The organism is Pseudomonas sp. GD03862 (genome assembly GCF_029840855.1).
Lineage (GTDB): Bacteria > Pseudomonadota > Gammaproteobacteria > Pseudomonadales > Pseudomonadaceae > Aquipseudomonas > Aquipseudomonas alloputida.
Map to the genome: position 1 here is coordinate 35,262 of NZ_JAOCDI010000039.1, position 18,998 is coordinate 54,259.

Sequence of the window (18,998 nt, forward strand, 5' to 3'; positions counted from 1 at the left end):
CGTGAACCCTCGTGCCCCCCTTCTGGCCGGCCTGACGCTGGGCTTGTTCGGCCAGCCGATTTCAGCGGCACAACCCTTGCTGCTGAACGAAACCTCCATCACCGACGCCTACCTCGAAGAGCGCGCCGACGGGCCGGTGCAAGGCTATCGTGCCAACCGCTCTGCCACGGCCACCCGCACCGATACCGACATCCGCGACACGCCGCAGAGTATCGACGTCGTGCCCGCGCAGGTGATCAAGGACCTCAACACCACCCGCATCGACCGCGCCCTGGACTTTGCTGGCGGCGTGTCGCGGCAGAACAACTTCGGCGGCCTGACTTTCCTCAACTACAGTGTGCGCGGCTTCACCACGGGCGAGCTGTACAAGAACGGTTTCGCCATCAACCGCGGCAGCTACAGCTCGCCGGACACCTCCAACATCGAGCGCATCGAAGTGCTCAAAGGCCCGGCTGCCAGCCTGTATGGCCGTGGCGACCCTGGCGGACTGGTCAACATCGTCACCAAGCGCCCCCAGGCCGAAGCCTTCAGTACCCTCACCCTCAGCGCAGGCAGCTGGGATCGCTACCGCACCGCCCTGGACGCCAACTCGCCGCTGGACAGCGAAGGGAATCTGCTGGGCCGGATCAACCTCGCTGTCGAAGACAACGACAGCTTCCGCGATCATGTCGGCAGCGAGCGCCGTATCGTCAGCCCCTCCCTGAGCTGGCAACTGTCACCCGACACCCGACTGATGATCGACACCGAGTTCTCCCGCACCGAGTCGGTGTTCGATCGCGGCATTCCGGCAGTCAACGGCGAAATGGGTTCGGTCAAGCGCTCGACCTTCCTTGGCGAGCCGAATGACGGCGAGATCCGCAACGACAACCAGACCCTCGACGTGGCGCTGGAACACGTGCTCAACGACAACTGGAAGCTGCGCCTGGCCAACCACTACACCCAGGGCACGCTCAAGGGCAACAGCTCCGAGCCCCAGGCCCTGGTGGGCACCACCATCACGCGCTTCTATCGCGAACGCGACTTCGAATGGAACGACAGCATCACCCAGGCCGAGCTGCACGGGCAGTTCGAGCTGGGTGGCTGGCAGCATCAGACCCTGGTCGGGCTGGAGTACGAAAACTACCGCAACAGCCAGAAGTACCCGCAAAGCGCCACTTCCGCAGCGTATGGGCTGGAGATCTACAACCCGGTATACGGCAAGCCGAAGCCAGCCATCACCCGTGCCAACGACTTCTTCGAGCACACTGAAAGCTACGCGATCAACCTGCAAGACCAGATCGCTTTCACCGAGCGCCTGCGCGGGTTGCTGGGCGTACGCCTGGAGCGCTTCGAGCAGACCTCGCAGAACCGCACCACGGGCCTCAGCGACAGCCAGGAAAAGGACGTTGCCACACCGCGCATCGGGGTGTTGTACCAACTGACCCCGCAAGTCGGCGTGTTCGCCAACGCATCCACTTCGTTCAAACCCAACACCATCGGCACCCAGGGCCAGGTGTACAAGCCTGAAAAGGGCTTGGGTTACGAGACCGGGGTCAAACTCGACCTTCTCGACAGCCGCCTGGGCGCGACCATCGCCCTTTTCCATATCGACAAGGAGAACGTCATCACCACCGACGCCCTTGGCGAGAGCGTAGCGGCGGGCGAAGCGCGCAGCCAAGGCCTGGACCTGCAGTTCAGCGGCCAACTGACCGACGCGTTGCGAGTGATCGGCGCCTACGCCTACATCGACGCCGAGGTCACCAAGGGCGACGCAGCCCTGCCCAAAGGCAGCGACTTGCTCGGCATCGCCCGTAACAGCGGCAGCCTGATGGGCGTGTACGAATTCCAGGACGGGGCCCTGCGCGGTTCGGATGTGGGCGCAGCGGTGAACTACGTCGGCGAACGCTCCGGCCAGGCTGGCAGCGACTTCACCCTGGACGCCTACAGCACGGTCGACCTGCTGGCGCACTACAAGGCCAGCGAACAGGTCACCGTCGGCCTTAACCTCAACAACCTGTTCGACCGCAAGTACTACGAACGCTCGTACAACAGCGCTTGGGTGCTGCCCGGGGAGCCACGCAACTTCAGTGTCAGCCTGACCCTTAGCCTTTGAACCGAGGAACCATCATGCATCCATCGTTGAAAGTCGCTTCCCTGTTGACCCTGATGGTCAGCGTCAACGCAGGCGCCCACGGCCTGTGGACCGAGGAGCGACGTGGCAATATCGAGGCCGTGTACGGCCACGGCGCCGAGGATAACGCCTACAAGGCGGAAAAGATCAAGCGCGCCTGGGCGTTCGACGCGACAGGGAACATGGTCCCGGTCACGGTCGAGCGCCTGGCGGATCATGCCGTGCTGCAACCACTTACCCCGCCTGCGGCACTTGCCGTGCTGCTGGACAACGGGCCTTGGTCGCAGCGCCCGGACAAGCAATGGGTCAATCAGGATCGCACCCATGTCAAGGATGCGATCGCCTCCACCCACAGCTTGAAATACAGCCTGGCGATCTACCAGAGCGGCGCCCGCCTGCCGAAACTGGACATGCTGCGTTTAGCGATCGTTCCCCTGAGCGACCCTCTGCAAGTCGGGCCAGGCAAGACGCTGGAAGTGCAGGTACTGCTCGATGGCAAACCGGCTGCTGATATCCCGCTGCAGGGCGATTACCGGGGCGCCCCTCACCAGGTCAGCGCCACCACCGACAAGCAAGGCCGGGCACGTATCACCGTACGCAATGAAGGACTCAACATCATCGCGGCCCAGGCTACCCTGCCAATGGCAGACGGCAGCCCCGTGGCCCAGCAGAGTCTGTTCAGTTCACTGACGTTCCTGGGTGAGCCGCACCACGAGTAACATAAGCGACCTACCTCGGCCGTGTCGGCCGAGGTATGGCAGCTATAGACGTTCGGAATGAGTGCCTGCAACCAGCATCCGCACCATGACCATCGGCACAAGCCCGGCTGCGGCCACACGGCAATCGAACACGATGGGCATGTCGATTACCTGCATGATGGGCACTTGCATCACATGCAGGGCGATCATGTCGATGAACACACTAGGTCGTTTTTGCCGAGCCCCCAGCGCTAATCGAACAGGTCAACACTTGCGGGCGCTCCCCGGGCGCTACCACCGGGGCAGCAGGCATCCGGTATTGGTTCTCCCACTTCGCCACAACCAGAGGCGCCAGTGCGTTGCCCAAGACATTCAGCGCCGTGATCGGCATGTCCATCAAGCGATAGACTCCGGCGATGAATGCAATACCTTCCACAGGCAGACCGGCACTGGTCAGCGTAGCGGTCAAGATCACGAACATGGCCCCCGGGACGCCGGCTGCGCCCTTGGAGGTCAGCACCATGATGATGATCAGCATCGCCTGGTCAGCCAAGCTCAGGGGAATTTCATACAGCTGCGCGATGAACAGCGTGCCGATGCCCACGAACAGCGATGCGCCATCCAGATTGAAGGAATAACCCGTAGGAATCACCAACGTAGCAATCGAACGCGGCGCACCGTAGGCCTCGACCTTTTCAATCAGCTGGGGCATGACAGTCGCCGAGGCGGCAGTACTGAACGCCAGGATCAACTCATCCTTGATCGCCTTGATCAGGTCGAAGATGTTGATCCCGGCAACCTTCGCGATGCCGCCCAGCACGACCACGCCGAACAGAATGACCGCGACGTAGGTGACGGCAATCAGTTTTGCCAGAGGCAGCAACGCGGAAAGCCCGAAGTTGGCGACCGTCACGCCGATCAGGCCAAAGATCCCGATGGGTGAGTAGTGCATCACGATATGCGTCACCTTGAACATCGTCGCGGAAATGGCATTGACTACCGCGATCAACGGCATTTTCTTCTCTTTGTCCAGAGCACTTAGCCCAAAGCCGAACATGACCGAGAAGAACAGGACAGGCAGCAGCTTTCCTTGCGCCATTGCACCGACGATATTGTCCGGGATGATATTGAGGATGACTTGAGCAAACCCTGTGCTCTCCGAGGTAGAGGGAAGCGAGAGCGATTGGGTGTTTGCCAGCGTCGTCAAGTTGGCACCTACGCCTGGCTGCGCAAGATTGCCAACCAACAGGCCGCACACAATTGCGATGCTGGTCACGACAGAGAAGTAGAACAAGGCTTTCACCCCCACCCGCCCTATCGCCTTGCTATCACCATTGCCTGCGATCGCGCCGACCATGCACGCGAATACAAGAGGTATGACAATCATCTTCATCATCTTGATGAAAATATCGCCGACGGGTTGCAAAAAGCTGCTGATTATCCAGGCTTTGTACTCGGGAAAGAAATTAAGAAGTGCCCCGACTACAACCCCGAGCACAAGACCTGCAATAATTCTAGTCACCAGACTAGTCTTTGCCATACGTCCTCCAGTTATTATAATTTGGACTGTACATTGGCCGGCAAAAATGCCAAACACATCGTTGGAGCCTGTTATTTTTGTTGAGTGGCCACTCACCGATACACGCCTCTTATCTTACGCAGACAAAGCGGGCGGCGCGTCCCGGACGTTTTTGCCAATCAGGTGGCAAATACACCTTCGAAGTTCTTGAACCCTTTGATTTCGATCGGGTTGCCACTGGGGTCCAGGAAAAACATCGTTCGCTGCTCCCCAGGTTGGCCCGGGAATCGTACAACCGGCGGTATGTCGAACTGCACACCATGAAGCGCCAGGCGGTCTGCCATCGCGAACCAGTCATCCAGATGCAGCACCAAGCCGATATGCGGCATCAACACTTCATGGTCGCCGACTTTGCCGGTGCGGGTCGTTGGAAAAGGAACACCTTTGTGAAGCGAAATCTGGTGACCGAAGAAATCGTAATCCACATAAGTGTCACTCGTGCGGCCTTCTTTGCAGCCGAGAATATTACCGTAAAAGTTACGAGATGCTTCGAGGTCTGTAACATGGTATGAAACATGAAATAACGATTTCATAACTACCCTCTTTGGTTTCTGATAGAACTTTCGGGGAGGTTAGCGTAGCCTCGCGCAAGTGCTAAAGCGCATTTTTCCATCTCTCAGCGAAAGGAAATGTTTTGGACACTCGATTTCTCGAAAGCCTGATGGCGGTGATAGAGACTGGCTCGATTGCAGCGGCGGCTCGACGGGAAAACCTGACAGCACCTGCAGTCAGCCAGCGTATACAAGCACTCGAGAAATCGCTGGCGTGCGAACTCCTGAACCGAAGCGCACATGCTGTCGAACCTACCGAGAAATGCCTGTCGTTGCTGCCGAAGATTCGAGATCTGATCCAGGGGGCAGCAGAGCTGAAAGAGGATCTGGACACCGGTAGCCTGTCGGGGTATCTCAAGATCGGTGCGATCTCTACAGCGTTGACAGGCATAGTGCCAGAGGCCATGAATCAGCTATCAAGCATTGCCCCGCAACTGAGGTTACGCATCACGCCAGGGGACTCGCGCAGTCTTTACGAACAAGTAGCCTGCGGAGAGCTCGATGCGGGAATCATGGTATGTCCGCCCTTCAGCGTCCCCAAAAGCATTCGTGTACAGGTTCTTCGAGAAGAACCCCTGATGCTTTTGACCAAAGACCCCGTTGACAAGCGCGACATCCGCTCGACGATTCTTGGTCGAAACCTGATTCGATATGACTCACATGCCTGGGGTGGGCAGATTGCCCAGCAGTACTTGAATGACAATGACCTGCAGCCCGATGTCCTCTGTAATCTGGATGCGCTGGATGCTATCTACATCATGGTCGCAAAAGGCATGGGGGCGTCTGTTGTCCCACTCTGGGCGGGATTGAAGACTGACGACGTACAGGCAACGCCAGTGTCGGACGCTGACAGCTACATGCGCAAGGTAGTCCTGCTTCACAAGGCCAACCCCAGAAGGCCCAAGGCGGTGGAGGTTTTGAAGGCACAGCTTATGAATAACTGCAGCTTTCCATAAGGGCCTACACTCTCGGCAACAGGAGGTGTTCATGATAGCTCGCTGGCGTTGGATGGCTACGCGAATTGCCAAGCGTCTCTGGTTCAGAGCAACGCTTTTCTCCCTGTTGGGGGTGGTTACCGCGCTACTGGCCATGGTGTTCAAGGATGCAGTGCCGGTCAGCTTGCCTGCACGTATCGGTGCAGATGCCGTTGACAAGATATTGGGCATCATCGCCTCGAGCATGCTTGCCGTCACGACGTTTTCGCTCAGTACAATGGTCTCGGCCTACAGTGCCGCCAGCAGTGGCGTAACCCCGCGCGCCACTTCGTTGGTCATGGAGGACGCCACGACCCAGAACGCTCTGGCGACCTTCATCGGGTCCTTTCTCTTCAGCCTCGTCGGCATCATTGCACTGAGCACCGGAGCCTACGGTACACAAGGTCGTGTAGTGCTTTTCACCGTGACGATTGCAGTGGTGGTCCTGATCATCTACACCTTGCTGCGCTGGATTGATCACCTCTCCAAACTAGGGCGCGTAGGCGAGACGATCGACCGTGTCGAAAAAGCAGTGATCAAAGCCATCGAGCAGCGTGTTGAACACCCGTTTCTGGGCGCTGCAGCCTACCCGCCTGACCTCAAGCTTCCTGGGATAACCCATGAAGTGAAAAGCCGCCAGACCGGCTATGTCCAGCACATCGATGTCCTCACGTTGAGCAAGATTGCAACGCGCACCGAGATTCGAATTTTCCTCGAAGTCCTGCCTGGCACCTTTGTACATGAGGGTATGGTGGTGGCACGGGCCTTGGCCGTGGATGGCGAGCCGCTCGATGACAATGGCGCGCTGGACATCGAGATGCTCGCTGCCGTGACCATCGGCCTCAGGAGAACGTTCGAGCATGACCCGCGCTTCGGGCTTTCGGTGTTGTCAGAGATCGCCTCGCGAGCGCTTTCTCCAGCGGTAAATGATCCCGGTACAGCCATCGACATCATTGGCCGCGGCATTCGCTGCCTGACGTGTTGGGGGAAACTGCATCCCGTGGCGCAAAGCACGGATAACGAATGCCCGCAGGTCTATGTTCGTGCACTGCTGGCGGATGACCTGTTTGACGATTTTTTTGCGCCGATCAGCCGGGACGGCGCGGCTTTGCACGAGGTCAATCTGCGCTTGATCAAAGCCCTGGTCAGCCTGGCGCGCATCAATCCCCGCGCATTTCAACCCGCCTGCAGCCGGCATGCCGCGCGCTTGCTTGCACACGCGGGCAGTGGGCTTGTACTTCAACAGGACAAGGACGAACTCCGCGCGCTTGCTGCCGAACTCATCGGTGTTCAATAAGTCTCGTGCGCCTGTACCCGATTGAATATTCGTGCTTGAAAAATCACACTATTCAGATGCATCAGAAGATGTAGAATCCCTCGCCAACCTCCTAACCTGATAATTCAGTTTTCGCGCCGAGTTCCGCCATGAAGCTGGCCCACCACACACGATCGCATGTCGCCTGGGTGCTGTATTTCAGCATCCTGTTCGGCTCGTTGCTGTGCGCCATGGGCCATGGGCAAATGGCCGGGTTGCGCCTGGCTGGCATGGATGATGCCGCCTGGTGCACGGCAGACAGCAGCGGCATGGTCCAAGGTGAGCAAGACTTCAGCGATCCGACCCTGCCTGCCGGCGGTGACTGCGTGATCGCCAGCCTGTTCAGCGCCACACTGCTGGCCGTATTTTTCGGCCTGCTGACCCTGCTCGCCGGCGAGCCGGGCAGCCCCTTACCCAACCAACCTCCGCCACGCCTGCCCAAGCAGCGTTGGCCACTGGTCAATCCCCGCGCCTCTCCTGCTTCGCTTCTCGCGTTCTGACATCGCCACGTCCCCGTGCCGCCTGATCGGCAGCGGGCGTGTGCTCACCGATTTCAGCCAGGAAGCCTTGCATGTTCCGCATGACCACTTTGGCGCTGCTCGTTGGCAGCGCAACCTGTGCCTGGGCGCAGGATGACACCCTGACCCTGCCGGCCAGCAATGTCACGGCCACAGCCAATCAACCCAAGGAGGCAACCAGCCTTGACCTTGATCGCCCCATCGAAAGCGGCTCGCGGCTGAACCTCAGCGCCAGGGAGAACCCCGCCTCCGTCAGCGTTGCCGACCGCAAGACCATGGAGCGCATCGGCGCACGTAACTTCCAGGACGCCGCCAATGCACTGCCCGGGGTTAACGCCTCGGCTCCGCCCGGCTGGGGCGGATATGTGTCGTACCGAGGGTTCAACGGTGCCCAGATCAGCCAGTTGTTCAATGGCATCAATTTGCAGTATGGCGGCGCGGCGCGCCCGGTGGGCGCCTGGATCTACGACCGCGTCGAATTGCTCGGCGGGCCATCCTCCTTCCTCAACGGCAGCGGCGCTGTCGGTGGCAGCCTCAATTTCATCACCCGGCTGGCAAGCCGTGACGAAGACACCTTCGAAGGGCGCGTCAGTTATGCACGCTACGACACCATGGAAACGTCGGTCGCCTTCAACAAGGCGCTGAACACGGGCGACGGCCCGCGCCACTATGCCCGCCTCGACTACAGCCGCACCAGTACCAACGGCTATATCGATCGGCAGGAGAATGGGGCCGGCAACCTGGCTTTCTCGCTGCTTAGCGACATCAACGATCAGCTCTCGCACACGCTGGCCATCGAATACCTGGAAGAGCAAGAGGACAGCCCCTACTGGGGCACACCGGTATTGCAGCCATTGGTCGGTACCTTGCACATCGACAAGCACAACCGTTTCAACAACTACAACGTCGAAGACGGTCGCTACGAGCAGCGCACCCGGTGGCTGCGCTCGATTACCGACTATCGCTTCGATGACAACACCCAACTGCGTAACACCTTCTACCACTACAACGGCCAGCGCGATTACCGCAATCTCGAGGTGTATCGCTACAACGCCGACAACAGCGTCATCGCTCGCTCGGGCGGCTATCGCCAGCGGCACGACCAGGAGGTCAACGGCGACAGGCTCGAGCTGACCCATCAGGGCCAGTTGTTCGGCCTTGCCAGCGACTGGGCGTTCGGCATGGACTACAGCACCAACCAGCAAACCAACTACCCGCTGTCCAAGGGGGCGTTCGACACGGTTGACCCGAACGGCTTCGAACCCGGGCACTTCCTCGATATCCCCGGTATGGACGCGCCCATGACCAAGGGCAGAACCACCACCACCGACACCACCTCGGCCTTCGTCGAGAACCGTACCCGCCTGACCGATCAACTTTCGTTGATCACCGCGTTGCGCTACGACCATATCGACTTCGACGTGGTCGACCATGTGGCGCGAGCCAGGCTGGACCGACGCTGGGACGCCATCACCGGTCGCCTGGGGCTGGTCTATGACCTGACCTCCAACGTCAGCCTGTACACCCAATACAGCACCTCGGCCGAACCACCAGGCGGTACCCTGACCAGCGCCTCGATCAGCCAGGTCGGCGACTTCGACCTGAGCACCGGCCGTCAGGTCGAAGTAGGCAGCAAGTTCGACTTCCTCGACGGCCGCGGCTCGGCGACGGCAGCGGCGTATCGCATCGTGCGCAAGGATATCTCCGTGCCCTCCTCGACCGTGCCCAACACCACCGAGCAGGCGGGCCAGCAGACCTCCACTGGTATCGAGCTGGCAGCCTCGTTCAAGGTCACGCCCAAGCTGCTGGCGGCGGGCAACTTCAGTTGGGTAAATGCCGAATACGATGAATTCAACGAGACCATCGGCGGCGTGGTGTACTCGCGCAAGGGCAAGAACCCGGTCAACATCCCCGACCGCGTGGCCAACCTCTGGTTGACCTACGACCTGGCGCCCGGCTGGCAGGTCGGGGCCGATGCCCGCTATGTCTCATCGGTGTACGCCAACACCGCCAATACCGCATGGGTACCGTCATACACCGTCTACGGGCTGTCCATGACCCACGACCTGGACAAACACGTGCAAGTCAGCGCGCGGCTGCGCAACCTCACCGACGAGGTTTATGCCCGCTTCATCCACCAGACCAACACCCAGTACTACCTGGGTGAACCGCGCAGCCTGGAAGTCGCTGTGCAGTGGCGCTACTGATGAGCGTGAAGCGCCAGCTGTACCTGTGGCACCGCTGGCTGGGCATCGTCGCCTGCCTGTTCATGGCGCTGTGGTTCGTCTCCGGGGTTGTCATGCTGTACGTCGGCTACCCCAAGCTGACACCGGCCGAGCGCCTGGCCCACCTGCCGGCTTTGCCGGCGGGGTGCTGCGCCGAGTTGCCCGAGCATTGGGCGCAACAGCCGCTGAAGGCGCTGCCCCTGTTCGCCTGGCTGATGCGGGTGTTCAGGGTGGCCGCCAGCATGCGCAGTCATTGAGCCCTCAGCGTGGTGCACCTGCGACAAAATGGCATGCCACGCAACGTATACAGCCCGCAACGGATGCGGCTTAATTCGCGCCACGTTCGGTCGGGTGACTCATGCTTTCACGTGCACGTGCACAACTTTGTCTGTTCGCCTGCTTCGCCCTGCTGTTCAACCTGCTGGCGATGCCGCTCGACCGTGCCTTGCAGGCACCCCGCATCGACAGCCAGTCGTTGATATTTGGCAGCTTCTGCAGCCTTCACGGTGCCCAGAGCCTGCCCAAGTCACTGTTGACCCAGCTCAAGGCAGACCTGCCGCAACTCGACCACTCCCCTGAACCCAAGCACCAGAGTGGTGACTGCTGTTGTGGCCATGCCGGCCATGCCTTGGCAGGCGGTGATTACTACCGCCATCTGTTCCCCCGCTACTGGCCGGCCGACCTTCTACTGGGAGACCGTCATGCCTTGCCGCTGCCACGAGAACAGTGGCCTCGGCTGAATCCCCGCGCCTCACCCCTGGCCTAAACCGTCGCTGCTGTCTTGTGGTCATGGCGTGCGCTGCACGACGCCTGACCTTGCCCGACCGTTTTTGCCAGGAAACCACCCATGCCTGCGTTCCGTTGTACCGCACGCGCCGTACTGCCCGTGCTCGCCTTGTTCGGCCTCAACCCACTGTCACTTGCCATCGCTGAGACACTGCCTGCCGAAAACTCGGTACTCACCCTCGGCGCGGTCAATGTAACCGGCACCGACAGCGGCCCCCTGGCCACAACCAGCGTGCTCAGTTCGGTGGATATTCTGGGCGGTGACATCCTCGAGAAGATGCCAGTTGCCTACAGCTGGGAGCTGTTCCGCCGGGCACCGGGGGTGATGCTCACCGAGTTCAACCAAGGCACCACCTCCGGCAAGCTTTCGTTCCGCGGTTTCAATGGCGAAGGCGAAATCAACGCCGTGAAACTGTTGATCGACGGCATTCCCAGCAACACCAATGACGGCAACATGCCCTTCATCGACTCGGTGTTCCCCATGGACATCGACAGCATCGAGGTGGTGCGCGGCACCAGCGACCCGCGCTATGGCCTGAACAACATTGCGGGCAACGTCAACATCAATACCCGTACCGGCGGCAACTACAACAAAGCGCGCATGCGTTATGGCAGCTTCAACACCCGCGAGGTGCAACTGGCCAAGGGCATCGAGACCAGTAACTGGACGCAGAACTACTTCTTCGCCCGCCAGCAGGTCGACGGCTACCGCGACCATGCCGACACCGAACGCTACAGCTTCGGCGGTAAATGGTTCTACACCCCGGACGATGGCAACTACCGCGTGGGCCTGATCGCCCGCCATTACGAGTCCGAAGCGCAGGAGGCCGGCTACCTCACCGAGGAAAACGCCCGCCATCACCCGCGCATGAGCAACGACTACAACGCCACGGACAAGGGCACGCGGCGGATGAACCAAGTCAGCCTGCATTTCGATACCGAACTGGCGCAGACCCTGTCCTGGTCCGCCAGGACCTACGTCAACACCTTTGACGACCGGCGCTGGACCCAGTACTGGAGCAGCAGTTCGCAGCAGGAACGCGACACGTACGAAACCCAGTACGGCGCCATTACCTCGCTCACCTGGCGCCCGCAGGTCGACTGGCTGCATGCCTTCGCCCTGGAAGGCGGCAGCGATATCCAGAAGCAGGAAAACCGCAGCGAACGTTACCGCACGCTCAACCGCGTGCGGCAGGCGCAAACCCGCGACCAGCGTTACGACTTCAACACCGTGGGGGCCTATGTGCAGGCGGAGATCGAACCGGTCGAATCGCTGAAGATTGTCCCGGCGTACCGTGTGGACAGGATCAGCGGTGACTTCACCAACGAGATGACCGGCCAGGATTACGACATCAACGACTACGGCCTGATCAAACAGCCCAAGCTCAGCGTGGTCTATTCACCCTGGAAGGTCGCCAGCGTCTATGCCAATTGGGGCAGAACGTTCCAGGTGGGTACGGGCGCGGCCGCCTACAAAGTACCACCGCGCAACGAAGACCTTTCTCCGTCGATCAACGAAGGCTGGGAAACCGGTGTCAAGTTCACGCCAGCCGGTTGGGTCGATGGCCGCTTCGCCTATTGGCGCCAGGACGCCACGGGCGAGGTCAGCCGCCGTCTGAACGACCCCAGCGGCGAGTCGGACAACGTCGGCGAGACACGCCGCTGGGGCTATGACCTGCAGGTTAACCTGCACCCGGACGCACGCACCGAGATGTGGATGTCGTATTCCTGGCAGTACTCGAAAATCCTTGAGCCCAGCAGTGCCTTGCCAGCCAGCAAAGGCAAGGAAATCGACCACGTGCCGCATCACCTGTGGAACACCGGCATCAGCTACCAGGCCACCCCTGCCCTGCAATTGACGGCCTGGATGAATGGCCAGACCCACTACTACCTGGAACGCGAGAATACCCAGGGCCGGTATGGCGGTTACGTACTCACGAACCTTGGCGCGACGTACAAGGTCACCGAAGCGATGAGTGTCGACCTGCAGTTGAAGAACCTCACCAACCGCTACTATGAGTACGTGTGGTACGACCCGGATAGTGCGGAGGCTTCCCTGCACGCCCCGGGTGACGGTCGAGCGCTGTATGCCGGCGTGACGTTCGACTTCTGAAAGCCTGCACGTTGGTCGGCGCCAGTGGTTCGGGCAACACCCTCAGCTGCCTTGGCTTGCTCGACCACTTGTTGGCCGTGGTGATCGATTGGCTTTCGAATTGCGGGAAAACAGGCTATGTTCGTGATACGGAACTTGCGAGGGAAAACTGGCCTTCGGTCAAGGAAGGGATCCGCGCAACGACATGAAATGCGGAAAACGTCGCAGGTGCCGTAGCCGTGGTGATAGCCAGTTCTGCACTGCCACTACCTACCGCAACGCTTTCTGAATCCAGCAATCAAACATGGTGAAGGGCATCACATGTGAACGCCAGGAGGCTTTTCCAAGACGCCAGCAACGTGCCAGTATCCGCTACCGGTCACGAGTGGCGTCACCAGCCATGACAAACCTTGATCCCCGCGATGAAATAGCGCGCTCCGTACGGACGGATCGGCTCGAACAGCTGTTCGTCCAGTCAGCGCCTGCGGTGCTTGGCAGCTTCCTGGCCGCCGTAATGCTGTGCTGGTTGGGCTGGGAGCGTTTCGACCCGCACAGGGTCATGGTCTGGATGACGCTATTGGGCCTGTCGACCGGCGTGCGTACCGCCATGTTCTTCGCCTATCTGCGAGCACCCGCCAACCAGCGCACGGCCGAACGCTGGGAGTGGCGTTACTGGGTCACGCTGATGCTGTCGGCGGCTATCTGGGGCTGGGGCGCCTTTGCCGTAATGCCCGCCAACGACGCGCTGGGGCAGACGCTGATCATGCTGTTTGCCGTCGGCATGTCTGTCAGCGCGGTGTCGTGCTACTCCTCTTACCGCAACATGACCCTGGTGTCGATGGGCCTGGTCTTGCTGCCTTCTACGGGCTGGCTACTGCTGCAACCTTCCACGCTGCAACAAGGGATAGCCTTGGCGGTATTGGTGTTTGCCTGGTTCGTGGTCAGCGCGACGCGAAGCCTGTCCTCGGCATTGACGACGGCCTGGCGCCTGAAACACGAAATGCAACGCGCGCATCGGCTGGCCATGGTGGCCTCGTGCACGGACGAACTGACTGGCCTGAACAACCGACGTGCTTTTTTCGACAACGCGTCGACGCAACACGCCCAGTGCAAGGACGCAGGTGCATTCATGGCCGTGTTGATGCTGGACGTCGACCATTTCAAACAGATCAACGACACGTTCGGGCATGCCGCGGGCGACCAGGTGCTGCAGCGCATCGGTGCAGCGATCAGTGCCAGCCTGCGTGACAACGACATTGCCGGCAGGCTGGGCGGCGAGGAGTTCGCCATCCTGCTGCCCAATACGCCGCCAGACACGGCGATTGAGGTTGCCGAGCGCCTGCGGGCCCTGATAGCCAAACTGCGTGTGAATGATGAACACCCGGTCACCGCAAGCATAGGTTTAGCGTTCGCGAAGGCCCCTGCCTCTGAGCTCGGCGCCTTGCTCAGCAGTGCAGACAGCGCCATGTACCTTTCCAAGGTATCGGGCCGTAACCGGGTCACGGTCGCCAAACCGGAGCAGGAGGCATTGCGCAAGCAGCACTAGCCCCCAAGGAAGCGCTATGCAGGGTCCTGAGCCGCAGCCTCACCCGGCTCCGGGCGTTGCGTGCGGGTTCGGTGTTTCAGCAGCGCACGTGCCGCCAACGCCGCGAGCACCAGGCCCGGAGCCGCGGCCATCAGCAGCCCCCCCGCACCTGCGCCTGCTGCAAGGATCTGCCCAGCCGCCAGAGGGCCGGCCATGGAACCCAGGCGCCCCACCGCCACCGAAGCGCCCAAGCCCGTTGCGCGCACCTGGGTCGAATACAGCGTCGGCGCCAGCGCGTACAGCACCAACTGGCCACCAATGGCGCAATACCCTGCAGTGAACCCGGCCAGCAACATCAGCCCGAAACTGCTCGACAGCCCCAGCCCCGCCAACGACGCCAGCATGCCGGCGTAGGCGATCAATACCGCCCGCCCGGCAAACCCGCGGTCCATCATCCGACCGGTCAGGAACGATCCAGCCGCCCCACCCAGGTTGAACAGAATCTGCACGGCGCCCGCCTGCGGTCGGCTGAAGCCTTGGCCGATCAACAGCGACGGCAGCCAGTTGAGCAACATGTACAACACTGTCAGGGTGAAGAAACATGCCACCCACAGCAACAGCGTGCGGCTTGCCTGCTGCGGCCCGAACAGTTGGGCAAGCACACCTTCACTGCCAGCCTTGGCAACGCCTTGGGCACGGAATGCCTGGGACTCTTTCAGCCAGATCATCAGCACAAAGGCGATCACGATCGGTGCGATGCCGCCGACGTAGAACACCGTACGCCAACCGTCGCCCACGCCGGCCATGCCGATCAGCGACGCAACCGCCCCGCCCAGCGGCACACCACAGTAAGTCAGGCTGACCGCTGTGCTGCGCAGACGCTCGGGCGCCGCCTCGCTGGCCAGGGCGATCAGGATTGGCAACGCCGCCCCCAGCCCGAGCCCTGTCATCAGCCGCGCGATCAACAGCGAATCGTAGGTCTGGGCATGGGCGGTCCCTAGCGAGAAGCCGCCAAACAGCAGCACCGCCACGATCAGGATCGCTTTGCGGCCAAAGCGGTCTGCCAGCCAACCGCCGATCAGCGCGCCGGGCAGCAACCCCAGCAACCCAGCACTGAATACCCAACCGAGCATGGCAGGGGTCAGGTTGAATGCCTTGGCCATGTGCGGCGCGGCGATGCCGGTGGCCTGCAGGTCCAGCCCTTCCAGCAAGGCAACGAGAAAACACAAGCCGATGGTGAGCACGGCCTTGCCCGATGACGCGGATGAATGATGCATGTGTGGCCCTCTGTTGTTGTTATCGGTCGGGTGGTCAAAGGCGGAACGTGGCACGTACTGAGACGAACGACGAATCTTCGCCGCCAGCCTCCTTGATGGCCGTGCCCACGTCGTAGTACTTCAGGTCAAGGTCCAGGGTCAGGTTGGGAGTGGCAAGCCAGCGCGTGCTGGCGCGGTAGATGGTACCGACATGGCGACCCGTGCCGCGGGTGTTGGCCAACATGCTCATGCCGGGCATGTACACGCCGTCTTCCTCACGCTGTTTCCACACTTCGAAGATGCCGGGCTCGATGCGCAGCGTGCGCCAGGGCGAGAAGCCGAAGGTCGGCCCCACCACGATGATGTTGCTCAGGGTGGTGAGGCTGGCTTCGCCATAGACACCATTGCGTGGGTAAAGCGGGTCGAAGGTGCCGACTTTTCCGTCGCCCAGGTCACTGTCGCCGCTTGCGGCATCGATGCGCATGGCCAGGCGCGGTTGCCAGGGGTGGGTGAAGGTGAAGCCGCTGTCGCTCGACAGCGCCCAGGCGCGGATCGACGCGTTGCCCAGGTGGCCGGTCTGCCCGACGAGGTTCCAGCTCCAGTCCAGTGCCTGATGGCGGCCGAACAGCCGCGTGCCGAAAGTGTAGCGCTGCTCGTCACCCGACTCGCCGGCCAGGCTGCGGTCGTCGGTTTCCAGGCCAAAGGCTAGCAGGTCCATGTTCCACGACGCCGACAGCGGCAAGGTGCCGTAAAGGCCGTAGAACTTGATGTTGTTGTTGCTGCCATCGTCCCAACTGTCTTCACCGGTTTTCAGCGGGCGCACAGCGAATGCATCCAGCTTGCGTCCGTCCTTGAGGTTGAGGCTGGCGCGCACGCCGTCGAAGCTCAGGCGGATGTTCGGCGCGTCGCGGTAGGTGACCAACACCTGGTCGCCGAAGCCCATCTCCTGGCGACCTATGCGTGTGGTATAGCGCCCGGCGGCGAAATCGTGGTTGAAATCGACGAAGGCCTGTCGCACTTCATTGCGGCTTTCATCATTGGGCGAGTACAAGTCCTTGCCGAAGGCGCGGGTATTCTCGACCTGGACGAAAGTACGCACGGCATCGTCGAACAGGTGCAGGTCGGCATGGGCCTGCAGCCGTTGCTGCAGATAGGAATCGTCGTTCAGCCCGCGCAGGCCAAAGAAGGGTTTGTCCGAAGCATCGGCCCGGTAGCGGGCCTCAGCCCCGAGTTGCAGCCAGGCCGACTCTGACAGCCGATGGTAGCGCAGGCCATCGAAGGGGGCAGTGGCCTTGGCGGGGTCGTCGAGAAAGCGGTAGTCCTCGATCCAGCGAGGGGCCCCTGGCCTCCCCGGCCGGCTCTCTTCAAGCGGGCTGGCCGCGTAGGCGGACTGGCACAGCGAAAGCACCATGAGGGGCAGGCATACCCCGTTCAACGGCTTGATCATCAGAATTTCCCTTCACTTGTTTTTATAATTGTTCTTACAAACTGGATAACTCTATTAACGATTATTTTTGTTAACCATATGCGCCGTCAATAGCGTTTTGCCCGTGTACAAGGAATGATCAGCATCAAGCGTTCGCTAATCGCACACTTCTGCAGCGAGCGGCTGCGGCATTCATTCATCCGTCGCTAGAATCCAGTGGCGTGCTGTCTATTCAGAGGCCATGCGCAAAATTCGAGTCCATTACAAAAACAAGAGTCCCCCCATGAATTGCCTCCGCCCCCTTGCCGCCCTCGGCGTGCTCATGCTCGGTGCCAGCCACGCCATGGCCGCACCAACCGTTAAACAACCAAACATTCTGCTGGTGGTCGCTGATGACCTCGGCTTCTCCGACCTGTCGGCCCTGGGCAGCGAAATCCAGACGCCCAACCTGGACAAACTGTTGGCCGACGGCCGCCTGATGCTCGATTTCCATGCCGCGCCCAGTTGCTCGCCGACGCGGGCGATGCTGATGTCCGGCAACGATCCACACCTGGTCGGGCTGGGCATGATGTCGGAGACGCGCAAGCGCCTGCCGGCCGGCGCAGAGGTACGCGCCGGCTACGAAGGCGTGCTCGGTGCCAATGTCGCGACCCTCGCCGAACTGCTGCACGACGCCGGCTACCGCACCTACATCGCCGGCAAATGGCACCTGGGCATGCAACCGGCCCAGCAGCCACACAACCGCGGCTTCGACCAGGCCTACGTGCTGCTCGAAGGCGGCGCGGCGCACTTCAAGCAGGCCAACATGGACCTGCAGTCGAACTACAGCGCCACCTATCGCCACAACGGCGAGCCGATCACGCTGCCCGACGACTTCTATTCCACCACCTGGTACACCGACCGCCTGATCGACGCGATCGACCAAGGCAAGGCCAGCAACAAACCGTTCTTCGCCTTTGCCGCCTACACCGCGCCGCACTGGCCGCTGCAGGCGCCGGATGCGTACCTGGCGCAGTACCGAGGCCGCTACGACCAAGGCTACGAAGTCATCGCCCACGAGCGCCTGAAGCGCCAGCGCGAAGCCGGCCTGGTGCCCACCGACTTCCCCCTGCAAGCACAACTGGAAGGCGTGCCGAGCTGGGCATCGCTGAGCGATGAACAAAAACGCCAGTCCGCGCGCACCATGGAGGTATACGCCGCCATGGTCACGGCGCTGGACGCCGAGGTGGGGCGCCTGGTGGAACACCTGCGCAAGACCGGCGAGCTGGAAAACACAATGATCCTGTTCATGTCCGACAACGGTCCGGAGAACGCCACCCGAGTCGACCCCGAGTGGATCAAGGCAAACTTCGATAACCGCCTGGACAACTACGGCCGCCGCGATTCGTTCCTGATGATCGGCTCGGCCTGGGCCCAGGTCAGCGCCCTGCCCAGCCGTCGCTACAAGATGACCACCTACCAGGGCGGCATCCGCGTACCGGCCTTCGTCTACTACCCGGCCACCATCAAGGCCGGCCGCAGCGAAGAGCTGGCCAGCGTCCGCGACATCATGCCGACCCTGCTGCAACTGGCCGGTGCGCCGATGCCCGGCGTCAAGTACCGAGACCGCGATATCGTGCCGCCGCAAGGCACATCGGCGCTGAACTACCTGCAAGGCAAGGACAGCCAGATCCACGCCCATGACGAAGCCCTGGGGTGGGAAATCAACGGCAGCGCCTCGTTGCGCAAGGGCCCGCTGAAGCTGGTGTGGGATGCCACCGACAGCAAGCCGAGCTGGCACTTGTATGACCTGCGCAAGGACCCTGGCGAGCACCATGACATCGGCGCAGGGCACCCCGAGCAGGTGGCGCTGATGCTGCGCGACTGGAAGGCTTATGCCCAACGCGGCAATATCGCGGTCGATGCCGACGGCCGTCCGGCCAGCCCGATCCTGGTCAAGCCGC

Annotated in this window: 15 protein-coding genes and 1 pseudogene; 11 read left to right on the forward strand and 5 right to left on the reverse strand. The window is 61.3% G+C overall.

Annotated features, from left to right (window positions below):
- Window position 1 precedes the first annotated feature (1 nt).
- Window positions 2–2,092: a TonB-dependent siderophore receptor gene (locus N5D53_RS21520; RefSeq protein ID WP_279840772.1), complete on the forward strand. Its 2,091-nt coding sequence runs from the start codon at window positions 2–4 to the stop codon at window positions 2,090–2,092.
- 14 nt (window positions 2,093–2,106) lie between these two features.
- Window positions 2,107–2,829: a DUF4198 domain-containing protein gene (locus tag N5D53_RS21525; protein ID WP_104887674.1), complete on the forward strand. Its 723-nt coding sequence runs from the start codon at window positions 2,107–2,109 to the stop codon at window positions 2,827–2,829.
- 42 nt (window positions 2,830–2,871) lie between these two features.
- Here the strand turns inward: N5D53_RS21525 and N5D53_RS21530 are convergent, their stop codons facing one another.
- The 3 genes from N5D53_RS21530 to N5D53_RS21540 form a co-directional block, all read right to left on the reverse strand.
- On the reverse strand, window positions 2,872–3,030 hold the full coding sequence (locus tag N5D53_RS21530) for a hypothetical protein (protein WP_162497224.1): 159 nt from the start codon (window positions 3,028–3,030) through the stop codon (window positions 2,872–2,874).
- 1 nt (window position 3,031) lies between these two features.
- Complete coding sequence (locus N5D53_RS21535; protein WP_190869212.1) at window positions 3,032–4,348, reverse strand: cation:dicarboxylase symporter family transporter; 1,317 nt, start codon at window positions 4,346–4,348, stop codon at window positions 3,032–3,034.
- A 158-nt stretch (window positions 4,349–4,506) separates the two neighbouring features.
- A complete protein-coding gene (locus N5D53_RS21540; protein ID WP_190869211.1) occupies window positions 4,507–4,920 on the reverse strand; it encodes a VOC family protein in 414 nt (137 codons plus the stop codon).
- Window positions 4,921–5,021: 101 nt separating this feature from the next.
- Here N5D53_RS21540 and N5D53_RS21545 point away from each other — a divergent pair, with 101 nt between their 5' ends.
- The 8 genes and pseudogenes from N5D53_RS21545 to N5D53_RS21580 all read left to right on the forward strand — a co-directional run bounded on the left by N5D53_RS21545 (window position 5,022) and on the right by N5D53_RS21580 (window position 14,394).
- Window positions 5,022–5,894 (forward strand): LysR family transcriptional regulator, encoded by an 873-nt coding sequence (locus tag N5D53_RS21545; protein WP_104961610.1) that lies wholly within the window; start codon window positions 5,022–5,024, stop codon window positions 5,892–5,894.
- A gap of 31 nt (window positions 5,895–5,925) precedes the next feature.
- Window positions 5,926–7,209 carry a DUF2254 domain-containing protein gene (locus tag N5D53_RS21550; protein WP_190869210.1) on the forward strand — a complete coding sequence of 428 codons (1,284 nt, stop codon included), beginning with the start codon at window positions 5,926–5,928 and terminating at the stop codon, window positions 7,207–7,209.
- A gap of 128 nt (window positions 7,210–7,337) precedes the next feature.
- Complete coding sequence (locus N5D53_RS21555; protein ID WP_104961608.1) at window positions 7,338–7,727, forward strand: DUF2946 family protein; 390 nt, start codon at window positions 7,338–7,340, stop codon at window positions 7,725–7,727.
- A gap of 71 nt (window positions 7,728–7,798) precedes the next feature.
- Window positions 7,799–9,952 carry a TonB-dependent receptor gene (locus tag N5D53_RS21560; RefSeq protein WP_190869209.1) on the forward strand — a complete coding sequence of 718 codons (2,154 nt, stop codon included), beginning with the start codon at window positions 7,799–7,801 and terminating at the stop codon, window positions 9,950–9,952.
- A 5-nt stretch (window positions 9,953–9,957) separates the two neighbouring features.
- Window positions 9,958–10,119 (forward strand): annotated as a pseudogene (locus tag N5D53_RS21565) (PepSY domain-containing protein); the annotation flags it as partial.
- A gap of 209 nt (window positions 10,120–10,328) precedes the next feature.
- Complete coding sequence (locus N5D53_RS21570) at window positions 10,329–10,736, forward strand: DUF2946 family protein (RefSeq protein ID WP_104961606.1); 408 nt, start codon at window positions 10,329–10,331, stop codon at window positions 10,734–10,736.
- Between the two features lie 81 nt (window positions 10,737–10,817).
- A complete protein-coding gene (locus tag N5D53_RS21575) occupies window positions 10,818–12,869 on the forward strand; it encodes a TonB-dependent receptor (protein ID WP_190869208.1) in 2,052 nt (683 codons plus the stop codon).
- Window positions 12,870–13,335: 466 nt separating this feature from the next.
- Window positions 13,336–14,394, forward strand: a complete 1,059-nt coding sequence (locus N5D53_RS21580; RefSeq protein WP_104962874.1) for a GGDEF domain-containing protein — start codon at window positions 13,336–13,338, stop codon at window positions 14,392–14,394.
- 14 nt (window positions 14,395–14,408) lie between these two features.
- On the opposite strand, the gene mhpT is transcribed toward N5D53_RS21580, so the two are convergent.
- Together mhpT and N5D53_RS21590 are read right to left on the reverse strand one after the other, a co-directional pair.
- On the reverse strand, window positions 14,409–15,650 hold the full coding sequence (mhpT, locus tag N5D53_RS21585) for a 3-(3-hydroxy-phenyl)propionate transporter MhpT (RefSeq protein WP_020191847.1): 1,242 nt from the start codon (window positions 15,648–15,650) through the stop codon (window positions 14,409–14,411).
- Window positions 15,651–15,684: 34 nt separating this feature from the next.
- A complete protein-coding gene (locus N5D53_RS21590; protein ID WP_119713572.1) occupies window positions 15,685–17,076 on the reverse strand; it encodes an alginate export family protein in 1,392 nt (463 codons plus the stop codon).
- Between the two features lie 262 nt (window positions 17,077–17,338).
- On the opposite strand from N5D53_RS21590, the gene N5D53_RS21595 reads away from it, so the two are divergent.
- The coding region (locus N5D53_RS21595; protein ID WP_279840779.1) for an arylsulfatase at window positions 17,339–18,998 on the forward strand (1,660 nt) is incomplete at its 3' end.

Bases quoted from the DNA above. Each gene is read 5' to 3' on its own strand.
- N5D53_RS21590 (WP_119713572.1), bottom strand. From the start codon at position 17,076: ATGATCAAGCCGTTGAACGGGGTATGCCTGCCCCTCATGGTGCTTTCG.
- N5D53_RS21575 (WP_190869208.1), top strand. From the start codon at position 10,818: ATGCCTGCGTTCCGTTGTACCGCACGCGCCGTACTGCCCGTGCTCGCC.
- N5D53_RS21555 (WP_104961608.1), top strand. From the start codon at position 7,338: ATGAAGCTGGCCCACCACACACGATCGCATGTCGCCTGGGTGCTGTAT.
- N5D53_RS21550 (WP_190869210.1), top strand. From the start codon at position 5,926: ATGATAGCTCGCTGGCGTTGGATGGCTACGCGAATTGCCAAGCGTCTC.
- mhpT (WP_020191847.1), bottom strand. From the start codon at position 15,650: ATGCATCATTCATCCGCGTCATCGGGCAAGGCCGTGCTCACCATCGGC.
- N5D53_RS21525 (WP_104887674.1), top strand. From the start codon at position 2,107: ATGCATCCATCGTTGAAAGTCGCTTCCCTGTTGACCCTGATGGTCAGC.
- N5D53_RS21535 (WP_190869212.1), bottom strand. From the start codon at position 4,348: ATGGCAAAGACTAGTCTGGTGACTAGAATTATTGCAGGTCTTGTGCTC.
- N5D53_RS21540 (WP_190869211.1), bottom strand. From the start codon at position 4,920: ATGAAATCGTTATTTCATGTTTCATACCATGTTACAGACCTCGAAGCA.
- N5D53_RS21560 (WP_190869209.1), top strand. From the start codon at position 7,799: ATGTTCCGCATGACCACTTTGGCGCTGCTCGTTGGCAGCGCAACCTGT.
- N5D53_RS21570 (WP_104961606.1), top strand. From the start codon at position 10,329: ATGCTTTCACGTGCACGTGCACAACTTTGTCTGTTCGCCTGCTTCGCC.